Source organism: Nocardia sp. NPDC004340 (assembly GCF_053602575.1).
Genome location: NZ_JBSGDW010000005.1, coordinates 129,353 through 148,227, shown reverse-complemented (window position 1 = coordinate 148,227; position 18,875 = coordinate 129,353). Strand labels below are relative to the sequence as shown.

Annotated in this window: 21 protein-coding genes; 12 read left to right on the top strand and 9 right to left on the bottom strand. The window is 66.8% G+C overall.

The window, feature by feature from the left end; all coding sequences use genetic code 11:
• The first annotated feature begins 213 nt into the window (after positions 1-213).
• Positions 214-1,731: a diguanylate cyclase domain-containing protein gene (locus ACWEOI_RS21670; protein WP_452360761.1), complete on the top strand. Its 1,518-nt coding sequence runs from the start codon at positions 214-216 to the stop codon at positions 1,729-1,731.
• A 76-nt stretch (positions 1,732-1,807) separates the two neighbouring features.
• Here the strand turns inward: ACWEOI_RS21670 and ACWEOI_RS21665 are convergent, their stop codons facing one another.
• Both ACWEOI_RS21665 and ACWEOI_RS21660 read right to left on the bottom strand, forming a co-directional pair.
• Positions 1,808-2,476 carry a DUF6319 family protein gene (locus tag ACWEOI_RS21665; protein WP_433667496.1) on the bottom strand — a complete coding sequence of 223 codons (669 nt, stop codon included), beginning with the start codon at positions 2,474-2,476 and terminating at the stop codon, positions 1,808-1,810.
• A 324-nt stretch (positions 2,477-2,800) separates the two neighbouring features.
• On the bottom strand, positions 2,801-3,178 hold the full coding sequence (locus ACWEOI_RS21660; protein WP_433667498.1) for a hypothetical protein: 378 nt from the start codon (positions 3,176-3,178) through the stop codon (positions 2,801-2,803).
• Between the two features lie 215 nt (positions 3,179-3,393).
• On the opposite strand from ACWEOI_RS21660, the gene ACWEOI_RS21655 reads away from it, so the two are divergent.
• A complete protein-coding gene (locus ACWEOI_RS21655; RefSeq protein ID WP_452360760.1) occupies positions 3,394-5,358 on the top strand; it encodes a molybdopterin-containing oxidoreductase family protein in 1,965 nt (654 codons plus the stop codon).
• Between the two features lie 4 nt (positions 5,359-5,362).
• Here ACWEOI_RS21655 and ACWEOI_RS21650 read toward each other — a convergent pair whose 3' ends face one another.
• Positions 5,363-6,247: a GDSL-type esterase/lipase family protein gene (locus ACWEOI_RS21650; RefSeq protein ID WP_433667500.1), complete on the bottom strand. Its 885-nt coding sequence runs from the start codon at positions 6,245-6,247 to the stop codon at positions 5,363-5,365.
• 94 nt (positions 6,248-6,341) lie between these two features.
• Complete coding sequence (locus ACWEOI_RS21645; RefSeq protein WP_452360759.1) at positions 6,342-8,780, bottom strand: MFS transporter; 2,439 nt, start codon at positions 8,778-8,780, stop codon at positions 6,342-6,344.
• Here ACWEOI_RS21645 and ACWEOI_RS21640 point away from each other — a divergent pair.
• Entirely contained in the window at positions 8,773-8,988 is a 216-nt protein-coding gene (locus ACWEOI_RS21640) for a hypothetical protein (protein WP_433667504.1), read from the top strand. The two genes, ACWEOI_RS21645 and ACWEOI_RS21640, sit on opposite strands and share 8 nt — an antisense overlap.
• 54 nt (positions 8,989-9,042) lie before the next feature.
• Here ACWEOI_RS21640 and ACWEOI_RS21635 read toward each other — a convergent pair whose 3' ends face one another.
• Positions 9,043-9,702 carry a phosphate signaling complex PhoU family protein gene (locus tag ACWEOI_RS21635; RefSeq protein ID WP_452360758.1) on the bottom strand — a complete coding sequence of 220 codons (660 nt, stop codon included), beginning with the start codon at positions 9,700-9,702 and terminating at the stop codon, positions 9,043-9,045.
• Positions 9,703-9,897: 195 nt separating this feature from the next.
• Here ACWEOI_RS21635 and ACWEOI_RS21630 point away from each other — a divergent pair, with 195 nt between their 5' ends.
• A complete protein-coding gene (locus ACWEOI_RS21630; protein ID WP_433667507.1) occupies positions 9,898-11,058 on the top strand; it encodes an AI-2E family transporter in 1,161 nt (386 codons plus the stop codon).
• Here ACWEOI_RS21630 and ACWEOI_RS21625 read toward each other — a convergent pair.
• The gene (locus ACWEOI_RS21625; RefSeq protein WP_452360757.1) at positions 11,055-11,933 is read right to left on the bottom strand and encodes a DMT family transporter; all 879 of its coding nucleotides are present in this window, start codon (positions 11,931-11,933) and stop codon (positions 11,055-11,057) included. The genes ACWEOI_RS21630 and ACWEOI_RS21625 overlap by 4 nt on opposite strands.
• 442 nt (positions 11,934-12,375) lie before the next feature.
• Between ACWEOI_RS21625 and ACWEOI_RS21620 the strand changes: the two genes are divergently transcribed.
• Positions 12,376-12,960: an esterase/lipase family protein gene (locus ACWEOI_RS21620; protein ID WP_452360756.1), complete on the top strand. Its 585-nt coding sequence runs from the start codon at positions 12,376-12,378 to the stop codon at positions 12,958-12,960.
• A 24-nt stretch (positions 12,961-12,984) separates the two neighbouring features.
• Here the strand turns inward: ACWEOI_RS21620 and ACWEOI_RS21615 are convergent, their stop codons facing one another.
• Positions 12,985-13,212: a MarR family transcriptional regulator gene (locus ACWEOI_RS21615; protein ID WP_452360755.1), complete on the bottom strand. Its 228-nt coding sequence runs from the start codon at positions 13,210-13,212 to the stop codon at positions 12,985-12,987.
• Between the two features lie 394 nt (positions 13,213-13,606).
• Here ACWEOI_RS21615 and ACWEOI_RS21610 point away from each other — a divergent pair, with 394 nt between their 5' ends.
• The 4 genes from ACWEOI_RS21610 to ACWEOI_RS21595 are packed head-to-tail and all read left to right on the top strand — an operon-like array spanning position 13,607 to position 15,564.
• Positions 13,607-14,488 carry a helix-turn-helix domain-containing protein gene (locus ACWEOI_RS21610; protein ID WP_452360754.1) on the top strand — a complete coding sequence of 294 codons (882 nt, stop codon included), beginning with the start codon at positions 13,607-13,609 and terminating at the stop codon, positions 14,486-14,488.
• On the top strand, positions 14,481-14,687 hold the full coding sequence (locus ACWEOI_RS21605; RefSeq protein ID WP_433667517.1) for a DUF397 domain-containing protein: 207 nt from the start codon (positions 14,481-14,483) through the stop codon (positions 14,685-14,687). The genes ACWEOI_RS21610 and ACWEOI_RS21605 overlap by 8 nt, the downstream gene beginning before the upstream one ends.
• Positions 14,688-14,737: 50 nt before the next feature.
• A complete protein-coding gene (locus tag ACWEOI_RS21600) occupies positions 14,738-15,199 on the top strand; it encodes a hypothetical protein (protein ID WP_452360753.1) in 462 nt (153 codons plus the stop codon).
• 29 nt (positions 15,200-15,228) lie between these two features.
• Complete coding sequence (locus ACWEOI_RS21595) at positions 15,229-15,564, top strand: DUF4265 domain-containing protein (protein ID WP_452360752.1); 336 nt, start codon at positions 15,229-15,231, stop codon at positions 15,562-15,564.
• A 25-nt stretch (positions 15,565-15,589) separates the two neighbouring features.
• Here the strand turns inward: ACWEOI_RS21595 and ACWEOI_RS21590 are convergent, their stop codons facing one another.
• Both ACWEOI_RS21590 and ACWEOI_RS21585 read right to left on the bottom strand, forming a co-directional pair.
• Positions 15,590-15,850 (bottom strand): hypothetical protein, encoded by a 261-nt coding sequence (locus ACWEOI_RS21590; RefSeq protein ID WP_452360751.1) that lies wholly within the window; start codon positions 15,848-15,850, stop codon positions 15,590-15,592.
• A gap of 8 nt (positions 15,851-15,858) precedes the next feature.
• The gene (locus ACWEOI_RS21585; protein WP_433667524.1) at positions 15,859-16,038 is read right to left on the bottom strand and encodes a hypothetical protein; all 180 of its coding nucleotides are present in this window, start codon (positions 16,036-16,038) and stop codon (positions 15,859-15,861) included.
• 103 nt (positions 16,039-16,141) lie between these two features.
• Here ACWEOI_RS21585 and ACWEOI_RS21580 point away from each other — a divergent pair, with 103 nt between their 5' ends.
• The 3 genes from ACWEOI_RS21580 (at position 16,142) to ACWEOI_RS21570 (ending at position 18,609) form a co-directional block, all read left to right on the top strand.
• A complete protein-coding gene (locus tag ACWEOI_RS21580) occupies positions 16,142-16,540 on the top strand; it encodes a hypothetical protein (protein ID WP_452360750.1) in 399 nt (132 codons plus the stop codon).
• 5 nt (positions 16,541-16,545) lie between these two features.
• Positions 16,546-17,217, top strand: a complete 672-nt coding sequence (locus ACWEOI_RS21575) for a TetR family transcriptional regulator (protein ID WP_452360749.1) — start codon at positions 16,546-16,548, stop codon at positions 17,215-17,217.
• A gap of 240 nt (positions 17,218-17,457) precedes the next feature.
• Positions 17,458-18,609, top strand: a complete 1,152-nt coding sequence (locus tag ACWEOI_RS21570; protein WP_452360748.1) for a hypothetical protein — start codon at positions 17,458-17,460, stop codon at positions 18,607-18,609.
• The last annotated feature ends 266 nt before the right edge of the window (positions 18,610-18,875 follow it).

The window sequence follows — 18,875 nt, the reverse complement described above, 5'->3', positions numbered from 1 at the left end:
GCGAGTCTCCCGAAAGCGGCCCTGCGGGTTCGCCGAACTCCCATCCGGACCGCCTGCTTTCATGTCATGATCGGTTCGGTTGCCCAATAAGTGGCAGCGCCTTTCTCGACCGGGCACTCTGCCACCGCAGCGCGGGGACCTATGCTCGTACCGCAACACACACGGTTGATGATCGGCGGTGTCTTTTCGAGTACTGCTCGGACAGGGGGGCTGGTGGGAACAGAAGTACAACCGGCCGAACGGCCGCGACGCTTCAACATCTGCTGGCGCACGGTCCTGTTCATCTGCGGCGTACTGATTCTCGGCCTACCCCTGGTGATCAATTCCAAGGCGGTGGCGCTGGGCACGCTGTTCGTGTCGGTGGCCATCAGCCTCACCATGATCGGCATGGGGGTGCGCAAGTTCCGGCCCCGTCATCCGCTGCCGTGGTACCTGCTCTCCGCGGCCGCCGTGCAATTCGCCATCGGCACCGCGCTGCGTCATGTCTCCGACTCCCAGCGGCACCCGTTCGACGACCTGTTCACCCTCAGCGGCTATTGCTGTGTCGGGGTGGCCGCGGTGCTGTGGTTGCGCCCGCGCCAGAACAGCACCGACCATGATCTGCTGCTCGATTCCGGGCTGATCGGACTGGGCGCGCTGCTGCTGTCGTGGACCTTCCTCATCTCGCCGGTGCTGCACATGTCCCGGGACCTGGACTTCACCACCGTCACCTGCGTCGCTGACCCGATCGTGGACGCGCTGCTGCTCACGGTGATCGTGCATTCCGTGATCACCTCGGCGCGTTCGGAAACCTCACTGCGCCTGGTGCATCTGGCCATGCTGGTCATCCTCGCCGGTGACCTGGCCTACAACCTGGAGACCGCGGGCTCGGCGGTGATCGGCCGCCAGATCCAATTGCTGCCGCTGCAGCTGGGATTCACGCTGATCGGCGCGGCCGCGCTGCACCCCAGCATGGTGGTGCTCGGCGGGCCGCGCGACATCCACCCGCACCGGTCCCGGCAGCGGGCCAGCATCATCGCCATCGTCATGATCGTGGCCTCGCTGGTGCCGGTGGTCGGCTCCAGCCTGGACGCCCTGGACCGCATCGTGGTCTCGTCGCTGTTCGCGCTACTGCTAGCCGGAGTGCTGCTACGCAGCGAGCGCGCCATCGAACGCAGCGCCCGCAGCGAGCGGCGCGCGCAGTATCAGGCAGACCACGACATGCTCACCGGACTCCTGAACCGCGCCGCCCTGCTGCGGGCGCTGCATCGTAATCGGGACCGGTGGGCCGGACAGCCCCTGGCGCTGCTGTTCATCGACCTGGACGGGTTCAAGCGGGTCAACGACAACTACGGGCACGCGGTGGGTGACGAGCTCATCGCCAATGCGGCGGCCCGGATCCGCCGGGTGATCCGCCGCGACGACGCGGCCGCCCGCTACGGCGGAGACGAATTCGTGGTGCTGGCCCCGCTGGCCCGGCCGCACGCTCTACAGCTGGCCGAACGCCTGCTGGCCACGCTGGGCGAACCGTTCGAGTTGAGTGCGGCCGAGGTGCGCATCGCGGCCAGCATCGGCATCGCGTGCTCCAAACCGCGCGAGACCGAGACCACCGTCTACGAGCTACTGCGCGAGGCGGATTCGGCCATGTACCACGCCAAGGAATACTCCCTCGGCTACATCTTCCACGACGACTTGCGCCGCAACCGCCCGGAGGCGGGCCCTCGCACCTGGCAACGCGAATCCGCGGTGTGAGCAAGCGGTAGGAGTTGTGGCCCAACCCACACGAAAAGGGTTGGGCCGTCAGCCCTGAGGCTGGAACGCCTCGTCCTCAGGCCAGGTCTTCCAGTAACCGACGCGCCGACTCCAGCTCGGCCTGCAGCTGCTCGACCTTGGCGAGCTGGGAGGCACGCACCGAGTCCAGGATGGAATCCACGACCTCCGACACCTCGGGGTGCAGGATCTTGGCGGCCTGGGAGACAGCCGAACTGGGCACGGCCAGGCCGCGGATGGTGCGCTTCTTGCCGTTGACGACATCGAGGGTCCACTCGCCCTCGGCGGTGCCGCTGAGGGTGACCGTCACCTCGGGAGCCTTGGGCTTGCGGGCGGCCGACGCGGTGGCGGCGGCATTGCGGGCCGGGCGCGAGGCCTTCTTGGCCTCGGCGGCGGGCTCGGCCGCCGGCTGCGGGGTGGCTTCCGGAGCGGGCGGGGTGCTCGGCGCGGCGGCCGGCATCGTCGCGGGGGACGACATCGTCACGGTCGGTTCCTTCCTGGTTGCCGTTCTGGGGGTTGCACTCGCCGGTTTGGCGGCGGCCGGTTTGGCCGGGTTCTGCCGGGCCGGCTTGGACAGGGTCACCTCGGTGGGACCGAAGGACAGCACGTCCTTCGAGCCCGTCGGCTTCACCTGCAGGAAATCGCCCTCGGACGGATCGCCGAGGGACATCACCTTGCCGGAACGACCTTCCGGGACACCGACCGCCGCCGCGGTGAACCACACCATAGGCGGTCTGCCAGCGTCGATTTCCGCGGCGATCTCCCGAATTTCGGTATCCGACAAGGGCTGTGGCTTGGTACGGGTCGACATGGGCACTCCGGGGCGGACTGGGCGGACAGCTGCGTGCCAAGAGCATGCACCATGGCACCGACAAATCCACATCCGGAGAACGCGCCTGGTCACCCACGCACGGTCAGTGATCCTTCAGCTATTCCTACTGGTGCGGCCCACGGAGCATGGCCGGCGCTGGTGATCCTAGGCGTCCGCCCCTGTCCCCGCGCAACTTTCGTGACGGACCCATCCGTCCCGCGCCCGAATAGCGAGTATCGATCAGAACTGTTCGACACCGCGCAGCACACACCGCACGGTCTGTGGCCGGGCCACCGGATCCAGCAGCGTCTCGGTGGTGAAGTCCTGGGTCGCGCCGGGCGCCACCAATACCTCGGTGCGCGTGCGTTCCAGATCCGCGGACTCGGGTGTCTGGAAGCTGATCACCACCAGATACCGGTGCTCCACCACATCCCGGTTACTGACCACGGCGGTCGCCTGCCAGCCCGCGGAGGTGCCCGCGCAGGCGGTGACGAAGGCGCTGCGCTGCATTTCGGCGGTATCGCCGACCGACTGCTCGGCATTGGCTTGGTGCGCGTGCGCGGGTTCACCGTGTCCGCCGTGCGCGCAGCCGGTCAGCAGCGCCGCGCATCCTGACACGACACCGACTAGACCTCGGCCGGGGGTGATCATGAATCTCCCATTCCACCGCGCACTTCCGCCCCCGCACTCCTGTTGCGGCTGATTAGCCGCGGGCCGAGACTACCCCAGCTCGACCGCGTGTCGTCACATGACGGCATAGGCGTGTCGCAGTGGAAAACCGGCCGTATCCTCGCCTTTCGCGGGTGTCGGAGCACCTGCATACGATCTAGTACGTGAAGGTACTGGGAGCATGCCCCCTCGACTGCCCCGACGCCTGCTCCTGGGTGGTGGACGTCCAGGACGGCAAGGCCGCCGGCCTGCGCGGCAACAAGGAGCATCCGGTCACCCGGGGCGCGCTGTGCGTCAAGGTGAACCGCTACCTCGAGCAGGTCCACTCCCCTGAACGTCTCACCCGTCCGCTGCGCCGCGTCGGCCGCAAGGGCGAGGGCCGCTTCGAGCCGATCAGCTGGGACGAGGCGCTCGACGAGATCGCCACCCGCCTCACCGCGATCATCGCCGAGCACGGCGGGGAGGCGGTGTGGCCGTTCCACGGCACCGGCAGCCTCGGTTTCATCCAAGGGCTGGAGGGTCTTTCCGGGCGGCGCTTCTTCAATACGCTGGGCGCGTCCGGGCACGACCCGACCATCTGCTCGGTGGCGGGCACGGTCGGGTTGCGGTACACGCTGGGCACGTCGGGCGGCATGGATCCCGAGGACCTGGCGAAGTCGAAGCTGATCCTGTTGTGGGGCACCAATCCGCTCACCTCCGGCCATCATGTGTGGAAGTTCATCCAGGACAGCGGCGCGTACACCGTCGCCATCGACCCGGTGCGCACCAAGACCGCCGAACGCTGTGACGAACATCTGGCGCCGCTGCCTGGCACCGATGCCGCGCTCGCGCTCGGCCTCATGCACGTGATCGTCGGGCTGGGCGCGCAGGACGAGGAGTTCCTGGCCGACCACACCGAGGGCTGGCCCGAATTCCGGGCCCGCATCGCCGAGTACCCGCCCGAGCGGGCCGCCGCCATCACCGGCGTGCCGGTCGAGCGCATCATGGCGCTCGGTGAACGGATCGCCACCACTCGCCCCACCGCCATCCGCGCCTCGCAGGGCATGCAGCGGCACGCGGGCGGCGGTATGGCGCTGCGCACCCTGGCCTGTCTGCCCGGCGTCACCGGCGACTGGGCGATCCCCGGTGGCGGGCTGCACTATTCGACCAGCGGCCACTTCCGCCTGGACATCGACGCCCTGACCCGTTTCGATCTGCTGCCGCATCCCGTGCGCACGCTGTCGATGACCCGGATGGGTGAGGCGCTGCTGGACCCGGACGGTCCGCCGGTGCACGCGTTGTTCGTGATCGGCGCGAATCCGGTGGGCTCCAACCCCGATCAGCGCCGGGTGGTCGAGGGCCTGTCGCGCGAGGATCTGTTCACCGTGGTGCTGGAACACTTCCCGACCGACACGGTCGACTACGCCGATATCGTCCTCCCGGCCACCATGCAGCCCGAGCACCTCGATGTGCTGGCCGCCTACGGCAATCTGTATCTGGTCTGGAACGAGCCCGCCGTGGCCCCGCCCGGCGAATGCCTGCCCACCACCGAGACCTTCCGGCGGCTGGCCCGGCGCATGGGGCTGACCGAGCCGGCGCTCTACGAGTCCGATGAGGAGTTGGCGAACCAGCTGCTGAAACAGTACGACGTGGACCGGCTGCGCGCGGACGGGTTCCTGAAGATCGAGCCGGGCCCGGTGCCCGACGGCAAGCTCCGCTTCGTCTCGGACCAGGTGGCGGCGGTGGGACACGATCCGGTGGCCGGATACACCCCGCCCGCGGATCCCGGCGACGGCCTGGTGCTCATCTCGGCGGCGTCACACTATTTCCTCAATACCGGGTTCGGTTCGAATCCCGAATTACGCCGCCGCGCAGGCGAGCTCCGCGTCACCATCCATCCGGACGACGCGGCCGCGCGCGGTATCACCGACGGTGATCCGGTGACGGTCGGCAATGATCGCGGCAGTTTCGAGGCCCTCGCCGAGGTCTCGGACATGGTCCGCCCGGGTGTGGCCGCGACCCCGAAGGGCCGCTGGGCCAAGCATTCCGGCGGCGCGACCGTCAACGCCACCGTCGCCGAACGGGATTCGGATTTCGGCGGTGGCGCGGTCTTCCACGACAACCGGGTGTGGATCCGCCCTAGGAACTGAGCGGTCAGGACGCGGCGAGCTGCTCCAGCACCCGCCGGGCCTGATAGTCCGCGCCCAGCTGGTTGGGGTGGAAGGGGACGGCGAGCCCGACCGGGTTGCCGGAGAACGGCAGCAGCCCCTCCACCCACCGGGTGCCGACGGGCTTGCAGGCGTCGTGGCCCGCGCTGCCCGCGTAGGTGTCGACGAATTCGACTCCCGTGCTCGAGGCGACCCGTTCGAGCATGGTGTGTAGTTCGATCAGCTTCTGCCCCAGCCACACCGCGTCGCCGTCGGAGATCGGGATGACCGGCCAGCAGCCGCCGTCGAGGCCGATGCCCTCGAAGTAGTCGAGCAGCAGGATGCGGGCGTGCGGCGCGCGTTCGCGAATGCCCGCGATGGTGGCGGTCACGCGCGGCTCGGTCCGGGCGATGTTCTGCGACATCCGGTCGGCGCCGTCGGCGACCATCGAGTTCAGGCAGGGGCTGATGGCGGGGTCGAGGGTGATGCAGTCGGTGACGATGGCCGCCAGATTCGCGTCGTTGCCACCGATTTCGAGGGTGACCAGGTCGGTGGATTCGGTCAGCGAGTCGAACTGCGGCGCGTTGGACCCGAGCACGGTCTGCTGCGGCTGGGTCATATTGGCGGTGACCGCACCGCCGCAGGTGGCGTCGCGGAAGACCGGCACGGCCAGCGCCGCGGCCACCTGTTTGGCGTAGTTGTGGGCGCTCTGCGCGCAGGGCGCGGGGGTGAACGCGGTGCTGAGCTGGCTCAGGGTGGCGTCGGCGGCCCAGGAGTCACCCAGGGCCACATACTCGTTGACCGTGGTGGCGGGTGGTTCGGCGGACCCGGCCCCCGCGGGCAGGACGGCGGCGAGGGCGGCGGCGGTGAGCAGTGCGCGCGAGGTCTTCATGTCTGGTCTCCCCTGGATCAGTCCCAATACCGAAGAGGGGACTGTTTTCAGTGCGGAACCTAGCAGTTGGACCCTCGTCCTGCTCGCCGAAATCTCAAACCCGGTCCGCCACCTCCCGCAGGTCCGCGCCCGCCACCTCCCGCAGGTCCGCGCCCACCATCTCCCGGCGGTCGACGCTGGCCGCCTCCATCCGCTCGTACCCGAGCAGGACATCGTGCGCCACTTCGCCGTCCGCCACGGTCACCCGGCTGAAGGCGGCCGGATAGCCTCGGGCCATCACGGTGTAGCGGCCCTCGACGAGATCCGGCACCACGTAGCGGCCGGTGTCGTCGGTGCGGGTGACGGCGATCAGGTCTCCGGCCTCGTCGAGCACGGTGATCTGGGCGTCGGGGATGCCGTCACCGCGCTCGTTGCAGGCCGATCCGGCCAGGACCGCGCGCGGCGCGAGTTCGATGTCGTGGCGCAGCATTCCGCTGTCGGGCACGGTGAGGGTGACCGCGGACGGCCGCATGTGCTCGGCCACCGCGACCAGCGTGTAGGTCCCGGCCAGCACGCCGCGGCAGATGAAGTCGCCGTCGGCGGTGGTGACGGCCGAGCCGACAACGTCACCGAAGTGGTCGGTCAGGGTGATGGTCGCGTCGCCGAGCGGCGCGCCCCGGCCCGCCGACCGCACCACGCCCGACACCTCGCCGGAGCCGAGCAGGGCGACATCGAGCCGATGCGGGCGGTTGCCGACCGAAATGCTCACCGCGGCGGGCTGATAGCCGTAGGCGGATACGATCAGCACGTACCCGCCCGTCCGCGGCGCACCGATCAGGTACTCCCCGTCCGCGTCGCCGACGGCCCGCGAGACCTGGCGTCCGCGCTGGTCGATCAGGGTCAGCACGGTGTCGGGCACCGACTGCCCGTCCTCCCGGTGCACTCGGCCCGACACCGACAGCCCCGGCGCCTCCTCGAGCACGAACTCCGGCTCCGCGTCGAACTCCGGCTCCGGCTCGAGCTCCGGCTCGACCAACTCCTCCTCGGGCACCACGACCGGTACCGGAGTGTCCTGCAGCGGAATCTCTTTCATGAACAGCAGTACGACCGCCGCCACCACCGCGACCGCGGCGGCTACCGCGAACACCCCGCCCATGGCGTGGGTGAATCCGGTCAGAATGGGTGTGCGCACCTGCTCCGGCAGATCTGCGATGCCGCTGGTATTGGCCTCGATCCGCCCGAGTTGCGCAGCGTCGAAGCCCGGCGGCAGCTGACCGCCGAAGGCCGCCATGATCTTTCGCGGCAGCAGGTTGAACAGGATGGTGAGGAACACCGCGACCCCGAGGGTGCCGCCCATCTGCCGGAAGAACGTGGCCGACGCCGTGGACACCCCCATGTCGGCGCGCGGTCCGGCGTTCTGGGCGGCGATGATCAGCGTCTGCATGCAGCCGCCCAGGCCGAAACCGATGACGCCGCAGTATAGCAGCGGCTGCCACAGCGGGCTGTCGAAGCGGACCAGCGCGAACAGCACCGATCCGGCGGCGATGATCAGCGAGCCCAGGATCGGCAGCGCCTTGTACCGTCCGGTGAACTTGGTGACCAGCCCGGACAGTTGCGCGCCCAACATGATGCCCAGCACCAGCGGCAGCATGAAAAGACCGGAGCGCGTGGGCGAGTATCCGCGCACCACCTGGAAGTACAACGGCACCAGCACGATCGCGCCGAACATGGCGACGCCGACGATGAACCCGCCCAGGATGGCGATGCTGAAGGTGCGACTGCGGAACAGCCGCAAGGGAATCAGCGCGGAGTCCTTCATGAGCAGTTCGACGATGAGGAAGGCGGTCAGCCCGGCGGCCGCGATGCCGTAGCAGAGCAGCGCGTGCTGCGACCTCCACCCCCATTCGCGTCCCTGCTGCGCGACGATGAGCAGCGGAACCGTGCCCGCCGCAAGGGTTATCGCCCCGAGCCAGTCGGTGCGGTGGCGGTGCCGTTCGAACGGCACGTCGAGCACCTTGCCGACCACCACCAGCGCGAGCGCGCCGATCGGGACGTTCACCAGGAACACCCAGCGCCAGCCGGACAGTCCGAGGATGTGGTCGGCGTTGGAGAAGAAGCCGCCCAGGACGGGGCCCAGCACCGTGGCGATGCCGAAGACCATCATGAAATAGCCCTGGTACCTGACCCTTTCGCGGGGCGGCACGATATCGCCGATGATGGTGAAGGCCAGCGACATGAGCCCGCCCGCGCCGACGCCCTGCAGCGCGCGGAATCCCGCCAGCTGGTACATGGAGGTGGCGAAGGTGCAGGCCACCGAGCCGAGTACGAAGACGCCGATGGCGATGAGGTAGCAGGGTTTCCGGCCGTAGATGTCGGCCAGCTTGCCGTAGAGCGGCGTCGAGATGGTGGCGGTGATCAGGTAGGCGGTGGTGGCCCAGGCCTGTTTGTCGAAGCCGTGCAGGCTGTTGGCGATGCGGACGATCGCCACGCTGACGATGTTCTGGTCCAGCGCCGCGAGGAACACCCCGAGCAGCAGACCGGACAGGATGGTCATGATCTGGCGGTGCGAGAGCGTTCTCTCGGCCGGCGCCGAGGGTTCGCTCGGCGCTGATTTCTCGATGGACGGTGCGACCCGGACCGGTGCTGCCACCCGCGACGGGGTGGATACCGATGCCTGGGTAGAGCTGTTTGGCATGTTTGGGGCCCTTGTCGGATTTCGGCTTGCCGTGCGTGCGGTGCTACTCGAAAAGACCTCGCCATGAAGCAATTCGGGCAGCTTACTCCCGCCGATCGGGGCCCCTCACAGGAGGTGGTGGTTACGCCTCCGTTTGCGCGTAGAGCGGAATGCCGGTGTGGAAGAAGCGAATGAGACGGCCGATGCGCACGCAGTGGTCGGCCGCGCGCTCGAAGTGGTGGGCCAGCAGGGCGATGTCGATGGCCATGGCCGAGCCGTGCGCCCAGCCGTCGTCGGCCGCGAGCTCCACCAGGCGGCCGCGCAGGCGCTCCAGGTTCTCGTCGCGCGGAATCAGCACCCGGTCGCGCGGCGGGTTCTGCGCCGCAATGACTCTCACCGAGCTGCCAGCGAGATGCGTGACCGCGCCGGACATTTCCACCAGTAGGTCCAGGACCTGCTCGGGGGCCACCGGGTTCGGGTAGCGGCGCACCACTACGTCGGCGACGCGGCTCAGCGATCGGCTCACGGCCAGCAGGTCGTCGGCGATCTGCATGGCGGTGATGACCTGGCGCAGGTCACGCGCCACCGGGGCTTCCAGGGCCAGCAGGATGACCGACCGGTCCTCGCATTTGGCGTGCTCGATCTCCACTTGTTCCTCGAGCGCGAACACCTCGTACGCGGCCGTCAGGTCGGCGCCGAGGAGCGCTGTCGTGGCCCGCTCGGAGGCCTCCTGTGTCAGCTGCGCCATATGCGCGAGCTCCTCGGTCAGCGCCATCAGTTCGCTGGAGAATTTCGTGCGCACTCGCATATCTTGGCCGCCCTCCCGCATGCCTGCACACTATCGCGGGAAAACCTTTCTCTCCGAATGGGTCTCGTTTCCGTTCACCAGAAGTAAACAGACCGTCCAGATTTGTCTGATTTGGCCACCCGTTGTTCGATTTGACCTGCTTCGGTGGGTCGTAACCGGAAAGACCCGCCGGTAACCGAGACTGGCCCCGTGGCCGCCGACAACCCAGACTCGCCGCAGCGGACCGCCATGCCCGCGTGGCTCCCCCGCGCCATGGTGCTCGCACTGGCCCTGCTCGGACTGTTCGAACTCGCCAATTGGGCGGCCCACCAGCTCATCGGGATCGCGATCATGATGACGGTGGCGTTCTTCGTGTCGCTCGCCATGGAGCCGGCGGTGGACGGGCTCGCCGGGCGCGGCGTGAATCGCGGGCTGGCCACCGGGCTGGTGTTCATCATCGTGTTCGCGTGCACCGCGGGATTCCTCGCGACGCTGGGCGTGCTCCTGGTCGAGACCGTCTCCCATGTGGTGAGCGAACTGCCGCGACTGGTCGGCGAATTGGTGGATTGGGTCAATCGCGTATTCCACCAGAATTTCACCTTGGATCAGTTGCGCGATCGGCTGTTCAAGGACTCGGACATCATCAGTTCCTATGCCGAGCGGGCGGCGAACAATGTGTGGGGGCTGTCGAGCACGGTGCTGGGCGGGCTGGCGCAGTTCATCACCATCGCACTGTTCAGCGTGTACATGACCGCTGACGGGCCCAAACTGCGGCGCTCGGTGTGCTCGCTGCTGCCACCCGCGAAACAGGGTGCGGTGCTGCATGCCTGGGACCTGGCCATCGACAAGACCGGTGGGTACTTGTATTCGCGGGCGTTGCTGGCGGTCATCTCGGCGGTCGCGCACGGGGCGTTCCTGGCGCTGCTCGGCATACCGAACGCGCTGGCGCTGGGCATCTGGTTCGGTGTGGTGGCCTCGTTCGTGCCGACCATCGGAACCTATATCGCGGGCGTGCTGCCGATCCTGGTGGCGCTCACCATCAGACCGCTCGACGCGGTGTGGATTCTGCTGTTCGTGGTGGTCTACCAGTGGATTCAGGACTATGTGCTGCAGCCGCGGATCACTGCGCGGACGGTGGACGTGAATCCGGCGGTGGCGCTGCTGTCGGTGATCATGGGCGGGGCGCTGCTGGGGGCGGTGGGCGCGCTGCTGGCCATTCCGGCGACCGCCACCTTGCAGGCGTTCCTCGGGGAGTACGTGAAGCGGTACGAGGTCAGCGAGGATCCGCGGATCGAGCGGAAGGGCGGGGCGCGCAAGCAGCGCAAGCTGGACGAGGCCGCGGCGAAGGACTCCGAGGAGTCCGAGGACTAGGCGCGGACCGGGACGGCGTCCTCGGGCCGCTTGGCCCGCGCGGTGCCCAGGATCGAGCCCAGGATCACCAGCGGGAAACCGATCGCCATGCCGGCGGTCAGCGGCTCGTTCAGCAGCGAGACGCCGATCAGCAGGGCCACGGCCGGATTGATGTAGGTGATGACGGTCGCGCGGGACGGGCCGACCTCGCCGATGAGGGCGAAGAAGACCACGAACGCCAGCGCGGTGCACAGCAGTCCCAGCCCGACCACCGACCAGGTCGCGCCGGCCGGGAAATGGGACGGCATGCGCCACAGCGTGAACGGCAGGTACAGGGTGGCCGCGAAGACCAGCGACGCGGTGACCACGCCGATCGGCGGCAGCTCTTTCAGCTTGCGGTCGATGATGATCGGGCCCAGGGCGTAGCCGATCACGCTCACCCCGATGGCGGCCAGCGCGCCCAGATTCGACATATCGATATCCAGACCGACCAGTGCGGTCACACCCGCGAAGCCGATCACCAGGCCGAGGATCCGGCGCGGATCCAGACCCTCGTGCCCGAGGCGGGTGGTGATCACGATCGCGATCAATGGGACCGCGGCGATGAGCAGCCCCACCGTCGAACTGGTCAGCCGGGTCTCCGCGTGCCCGATCAGCAACCACGGCCCGGTGATCTCGACGAGCGTGTAGACCAGCACCCACCGCCACTCCCGCAACACGGGCCACAGCACCTTCGTGAACAGCGCGACCGGCAGCAGCACCAGCGCGCCCAGCAGGGTCCGCCCGAACGCCACGAACACCGGATCGAACTCCCCCACCGCCACCCGGATCATCGCGTACGGCACGCCCCAGATAACGCCCATACCCAGGAACAACAGCCATCCGCGCTTGCTCACCGCACACTCCTTCCGATCCCCGGGAGCGTAGGGCACGCCGCCGACACGCTGAACCAGTCGTCCGAACGCGGCCGCCCGCCGAAGTATTTCGGTGAGGAATGCGAGACCGGCAGCGCCGAGAGCGAACGGGGCGCCGAGAGCGAGACAGACGTGGATTCGAGTCGGCGCCGTCGCGGTCACGGCGGCCGCGATCGGCCTGAGCACCGCGCCCGCCGGGGCATCGCCCGGACCCGCACCGATCGACGTGATCATGTCCGGGCCGGCCCAGCACAGCGGGACAGGGCAACTCGCCGAGCCGCGACATCGCCTCGGAGCCGCCCGGACCTCGACCACACTCGAACCAGCACTGGACTGTGTTCCATCACCGGAACAACCGAATCCCGTTGTGGTGCTGGGCGGATTCGGGGCAGTAGGAGACATCGGCGGCACACTGGAAACGCAAATGTCCGGAATCACCACCGGCATAAGAGATCTCGGCGGCTGCCCCTTCATCTTCGGCTACGGCATCATCGGCCCGATCCAGGCAGCGGCACCCGTAGCGGAGTCAGCAAGCCAACTGGAGTCGTTCGTCACGAAACTGCTCGCCACCACCGGAGCGACCCACGTCGACATCGTTGCCCATTCCTCGGGCGCCCTGGTAGCGAACTACTACCTGAAATTCCTCCATGGCGGCCCCCACGTCGACCGCGCAACGTATCTCGCACCGGTCACCACAGGCACAACCGCCGCCACCCCGATCGGCGCCCTCGACCTCCCCGGCGCCCTCGACTGCCTCGCCGGATCCCAAGTCACCCAAGCCCTCCTCGCCGACGGAGTAACCGTCCCCGGCGTCATCTACGCGGTCCTCGCCACCCACGGCGACCAAGTCCTCACCCCACCCGGCCCAGCCTCCTTCATCAACGACCCCCGCGTAGAAAACGACTACTTCGAAGACCTGTACCCCCAAGCGGGCCTGTCCAGCCACGCCACCCTCCCCATGCAACCCGAAGCGGCGCAATGGGTGATCGAACAGCTCCTCGCCGAGTAGCCGAATCCTCTCCCCACTGAACATTCACCCGAACTGCCTCCGCTTGATAGCCACCGCCAGCCGACCACGCTCACTGATCAGCCAAACACCGTGGCGACCGCCACGCACGACAAGTCCGCGAGCCACCAACTGCGCCAGCGCATTCCGCGTACTCCACCCGGTCAGGGCCGCCGCCCGCTGAATCTCCACAGCCGACATCCGCCCCTCAGCTCCGCTCAAAACCCTCAACACAGCGAACTCCGCACTAGTCATGCCGCCCGATGCCTCCCCTGATGCCACCATCCGGCCTGCCCCCTGGCCGGGAGCTCGAGGTGTCCTCCACCTCCGAGCAGCGCGACCCGAAGAAACCGGGTACCACCACCCGGATGGCTATCGCGATAGAAGCCCCAGACCGCCCACGCGATGACGCCGAGGCAGAGCCCGAGGATCGACAACAACGCCCATATGTCCCAATGCATTACGACACCTCCAGAGGTTTCCGGATCGGTGCTCAAAGCTTGAGACGCGGGCGACCGAGAGTCACGGCATATCGGAAGATGCGAACTGAAACTTCCGAAACCCCATGACACCTCCCGTTTTACGTGCGACCATCGTTCCAGAACGAAGCAAGCGCCCTTTCGAAACGGAAGGAAGCACCATGCCGAGCGTGGGCCAGACGCTGCCACTCCATCAACTCGGGCGACGGCTCAGACAATGGCGCGAGGACGCCGGCTACAGCCTGGAGAAGGCCGCTGCGAAGGTGCCCGGAATGAGTCAGACCGCCCTGTATCGACTGGAGAAGGGGATGAAGGCGAAGCCGAATCCCCGTGATGTCAGGGCGATTTGCGAACTCTACGGTCTTCACGACGACCTCATCGACGGTGCGGTCGGACTCGCCATGCAGGCCGCCCAGAAGGACTGGTGGTGGCACGCGTACGGCGACCTGATTCCTGAAGGGTTCGACGTCTATGTCGCGCAGGAAACCGCGGCCGAGGCGATCAGCTCGCACCAACCCAACCTGATCCCCGGCCTACTCCAAACTCCCAGCTACGTCCTGGCTCTCATCCAGCGGGCGCTACCGAACGCCGGGCCGGACGAGTGGGAACGCCGCGTCGAGATCAAGACACACCGCAAGGCGATTCTGACCCGCCCCGATCCTGTCGCGATGGACGTCGTCATCGGCCAAGCCGCACTGCACCACCGAGTCGGCAGCCCCGCGATCATGGCTGCTCAGCTTCGGCACCTGACCGAGATGTGCGCACTCCATCCCAACATCAATCTGCGAATCCTCTCTTTCGAGGCGGGATTTCCCTGCGGCGCGAGCATGCCACCCTTCGTGATCCTCGACTTCGGCACGACCACCGACGGCTCCCCCGTTGAGCCGCGCACGGTATTCCTCGAGAATGTGGTCGGCGGGATCTACCTCCGCAAGCCCGACGACGTGGAGTTCCACGAACGCGCCTACAGCACCATCACCCAAGCAAGCCTCGACGCCAAAGCAAGCCAGATCCTGGTGACGCGATTGGCAAAGGAGTACGAGCGTGAATAGTGAACTACCCGTGCCGAACTGGTTCAAGAGCAGCTACAGCCAGCCCCAGGGCGAATGCGTCGAAGTCGCCTTCCTCCACTCCGGCAACATCGGCGTCCGCGACTCCAAAAACCCCACCGGCCCTGCCCTGACCTTCAGCCCGAGGCAATGGGATGCCTTCACCCTGGGAGTCAAAGACGGCGAGTTCGACCACCCGTAAGCCGCCGCCGACTCAGGCCACCAGGCCGGTCACCACTTGTAAGGGGCTCAATGATCATCTTCGAGTTCTCGCGCCACGAAGACGATCCCGACGAACTGGGGCCGACCGGGTTCGACTTCGGCGACATGGACGTCGTCGGCGATCTGGGTGATGCCTCGTCCAGAGACGACGGCGCCGGGTCCATGATGATCTTCCTGTCTGTCTCGATGCTGCTCGGCGAGCTGTGCACGCTGATGGACCGGAGACGTGGCGGATTCGACTACCTGGCAATGTCCTCGGGTTTCCGACTCAACTTCACCCTCATGAAACGGAGGATGCGCGTTCGCGCTCGCCGCGTCGAGATCACCGACACGGACGCCACGCAGGTCCTGGACGCTGTCTGGCAAGCCGTCACCGAGTTCGCCGCCCAACAGCTGCCACTACTCGCCCCGGACGATGCCGGGCGAACCGACTTGGAGTACTCCATGGCGGAGTACTCACGGGCACTCCAGCGATACACAGAAGCCGAGTAGACCCCCACGTCCGGGTGTGGGATGTCGTAATGACCTTCATGGACAGTGCTGTCGACAAGATCAAGGTCTGGTTCCGATTCACGCCTCGTGAGGGATGGCTCCCGCAGGACACCGAGGGCCTGTGGGCGATACGGGTCGGCGAGGATACGGCCCTCGTGCAGAATGTCCCCTTCCTGCAGGACGGTGTGGCGGAGGGTGACGTCGTGCGATTCGTGACGAACTCGGACGGGCTCCACTGGGCCGTCGGGCGTGTCAGTTCCTCCGCCGACTTTGCCGGGATCAAGACGCTGTTGACCCGAGGTGTGGAAGAGGGATGGTGGTTCTTCGAAGTCGGCTGCGGCACTGCCGAATGGTGGAACGCCTGACCACGTGGGCAATTCCGCTTACGGCTCAAACCTCGTGCTGACTTGCCGCCGCGTCCCTCGCGATGCGGCGCATCCGATCGACGACATCCGGACGACGTTCGACGATCGTCGCCTCCCACTCCCCGAGCACATCGAACAGATCGATCTCGAGTCCACGCAGAGGGCGATCTTTCGTGATGGCCTGCACGGCAGCGCGGAAGTCGCCGCGGAAATCGAAGACCGAGGTCCGTCCTTGAAGGAACGGCAGGGCCGCATCCCTGATCCGCGGGTCGACGGACTCATCCATGGACGGGATCATCGCAGCCCCTCCTCGTCGTCGATGACGTCCTGGATCGCGTCGATCTGGTCCTGAACGATCTCGGCGCGAGCCACCAACTCGACCCGGTCGGGCTCGGTGAGGCTCTCGGCGCCGAGCTTCTCGAAAACGCATGAGAGCACTGACCGTAAGTCCTCCAGCTTGCCGTCCGACTCCACGGACCCACCCTACGTCCTTGTCGCGACACTCACTCTTGAACACGTTCAATAAATGACCTAGCCTCGTAGTTGAACACGTTCAAATCAGCGAGGAGCTGGGGAAATGAACCTTGTCGTCGTCACATACGCGACCTACACGATCGTCAGTCTGGCGGTCACCTTCTGGGTGGCACGGGTCCTGCATCGCACCGGCGCGCGGTTTCTGGTGGATGTCATGAATGGGGACACCGACCTCGCCGAGGCCGTGAATCATCTGCTGGTCATCGGGTTCTGGCTCGTCAACGCGGGATTCGTGGCACTGGCCTTGCGCATCGATGTCCCGGTCGACGACGCGCGCGTCGCGATCGAGGAACTCGCCATGAAACTCGGCCGGGTCCTGCTCGTACTCGGCGCCATGCACTTCGCGAACTTGATCGCCCTGAACAAGATCCGTCGCAGCCGGCACAAGGAGCAGCAGGCCGGTGTCCCGCCGGTTGCGTTCGACGCCGCCCAACTAGCCTGAGCCCCATGCCCCGCCCCGAGCCCGCGACCGCGCGCGGCGAGGAAACTCGCCAGCAGATCATCGACGCCGCCCTGCGCCTGTTCGAGCAGAACGGCTACACGAAGACCACCATGCGCGCGATCGCGGGCGAAGCCGGTGTCAGCGTCGGCAACGCCTACTACTACTTCGCATCCAAAGAGCATCTGGTCCAGGGGTTCTACCAGCACATCCAGGCCCTCCACCAGCAGCGGGTCGAGCAGACCCCCCGCAGCGACTCCCTCGCCGACCGATGGCAAGAGATGGAATCGGCCTTCGTCGACGTAGCCGCGCCCTACCACGAATTCGGCGGCAAGTTCTTCGCCATCGCCGCCGAACCCACCAGCCCACTCAGCCCGTTCAGCGACGAGAGCCGGCCCGCCCGACAGACATCCACCGCCATCATGGGCGACCTGGTCATCGGCACGGACGTCAAGGGCGACAAGCGCCTGCTGGCCGAGCTGCCGAATCTGCTGTGGCTGGCCCACATGGGCATCGTCCTGTTCTGGGTCCACGACCGCAGCCCCGACCAGCAACGCACCCGACTGCTGATCCGCCGCACCGCCCCCCTCGTCGAACGCATCGTGGCGTTGTCGAGACTCCGCCCACTGCGCCCCGTTCTCTACCCGGCCCTGGATCTCATCCAGGAACTCAGCGACTGATCAGGCGCACCGCGCTCACGAAGCAGCGCGGCAGTCGCCGCCCCGGCTACCGGCCGACACCGATGATTCCTCCCGCCGTCGACTGAAACAGGGTGGGCCAACACCACTCTGCCGTGACGAGGACCGGGGTCGAACGGGTTTGACAGGCCCCTCGCCTCCAGACACACTCGACATCTTGTCGCTCAGGGGCGGCTCAGCCGGGGAGGGCCTTCAATTATGTGGATACGTCGCGGTCGCGCTGTGCCAGTATTGCTTTCGCTACTTCTGATGGTCGGGGTGACCGGCTGTTCTTCGGGCGCCAAGCAACAGTCCACGGTGGGGTTCTCGGAGCTGCCCACTCGCTGCTCGGAAGCGTTGAAACATGCCGAACAAGAACTGAAGACGTTCGCGGGCGAGGCCTACGGTTCCCTCGTCGAATCGGCGGACGCCGATCGAGATGCCACGGCTGCCAGTCAGTATCTGGGCTGTGTCGTGAAGTTCGGTAGCTCGATTCAGCGTGAGCCCGTCACGGCGTACCGAACACCGATGTGGCGCAACGTTTCGATTTCTTACTACCTGTCTTTGGAAACCTTCGGCACGAGCAGGACTGCTCGACGCCTGATGGACTATGTGCCTGGATCGACTCTGCAGGGCAGTCCGCAACCCACACCCATCGACGGTGTCGGAGACGCCGCGATCACCTGGGTCGATGAGAGCACAGGGAAACCTCCCCAGGTCAGCGTGAAGTTCAGCATCGACAACCTCATCGTCACCGTCGGCACGTGGGGCAAGGATTGGTCCGGAGTCCCCGAGACGGACCCGATCATCGACTCACCGGAGTTGCGGTCGGACCTGCACACCGGCACCGAAGCGATCGCGAAATCCATTGCCCGGCAAGCTCCGTCGACTCTGCCGAGAGCGATGCTGACCAGACCCTCCTTGATCCATCACACCCCCACGCCCTCGACGACCAAGGTTGCCGCACCGGCATGGGATCCCTGCCAGATCTCCTACGGCAGCCTCACCGACGCCGGACTCGACGTGCGTTCGGCACGTCGTACCGACGACTCCGGTACCAGAGCAGCGTGCATGTGGAGTGGCGGCTGGTACCGCCTGCAGGTCTCCTCCAGCGTCGCCCCCTTCGAATGGTCGGCCTACGAAGACTCGGCCTATGTCGGGCCGAAGCCTGTGACCATCGGGGACCGCCACGGAGTCCAAGTGCGTTGGCGCGAAAGTAATCTCGTCTGCGCCCTCATGTTCGAACTGCCGGTCGAGGCCAATCAGCCCGACAGGGGAGGGCGAACACTGACCTTCGAGGCATGGTTGAGCGAAGACCGGACACAGACCGCGCTGTGTGACGAGTTGACCCGAGTTGTGCATGCGCTCGCAGGGTCGCTACCGGCAACCAGGTGACCGCAGAATCCGCTGGACCGGCCACCGCCGCCAGCATTGCAAACAGGTGCGAGGCAATACCGCGCTTCAGTCGGATTCGCCGATGACGCTGCGGCGGCCGGAACCTCGTGCGGTGCAGAGCATCCGCTATTGCCGAATGCCGCACGACTCCAGCGTTAGACGCGGACGTGCCTCAAGGTTACGGCCATACGTCGAGGCCTGTTCCGCAGTCGCCCATCGATGTTGGGGGTGAGTAGCAGGCCGGTGGCGTCAGCAATACGGTCTGC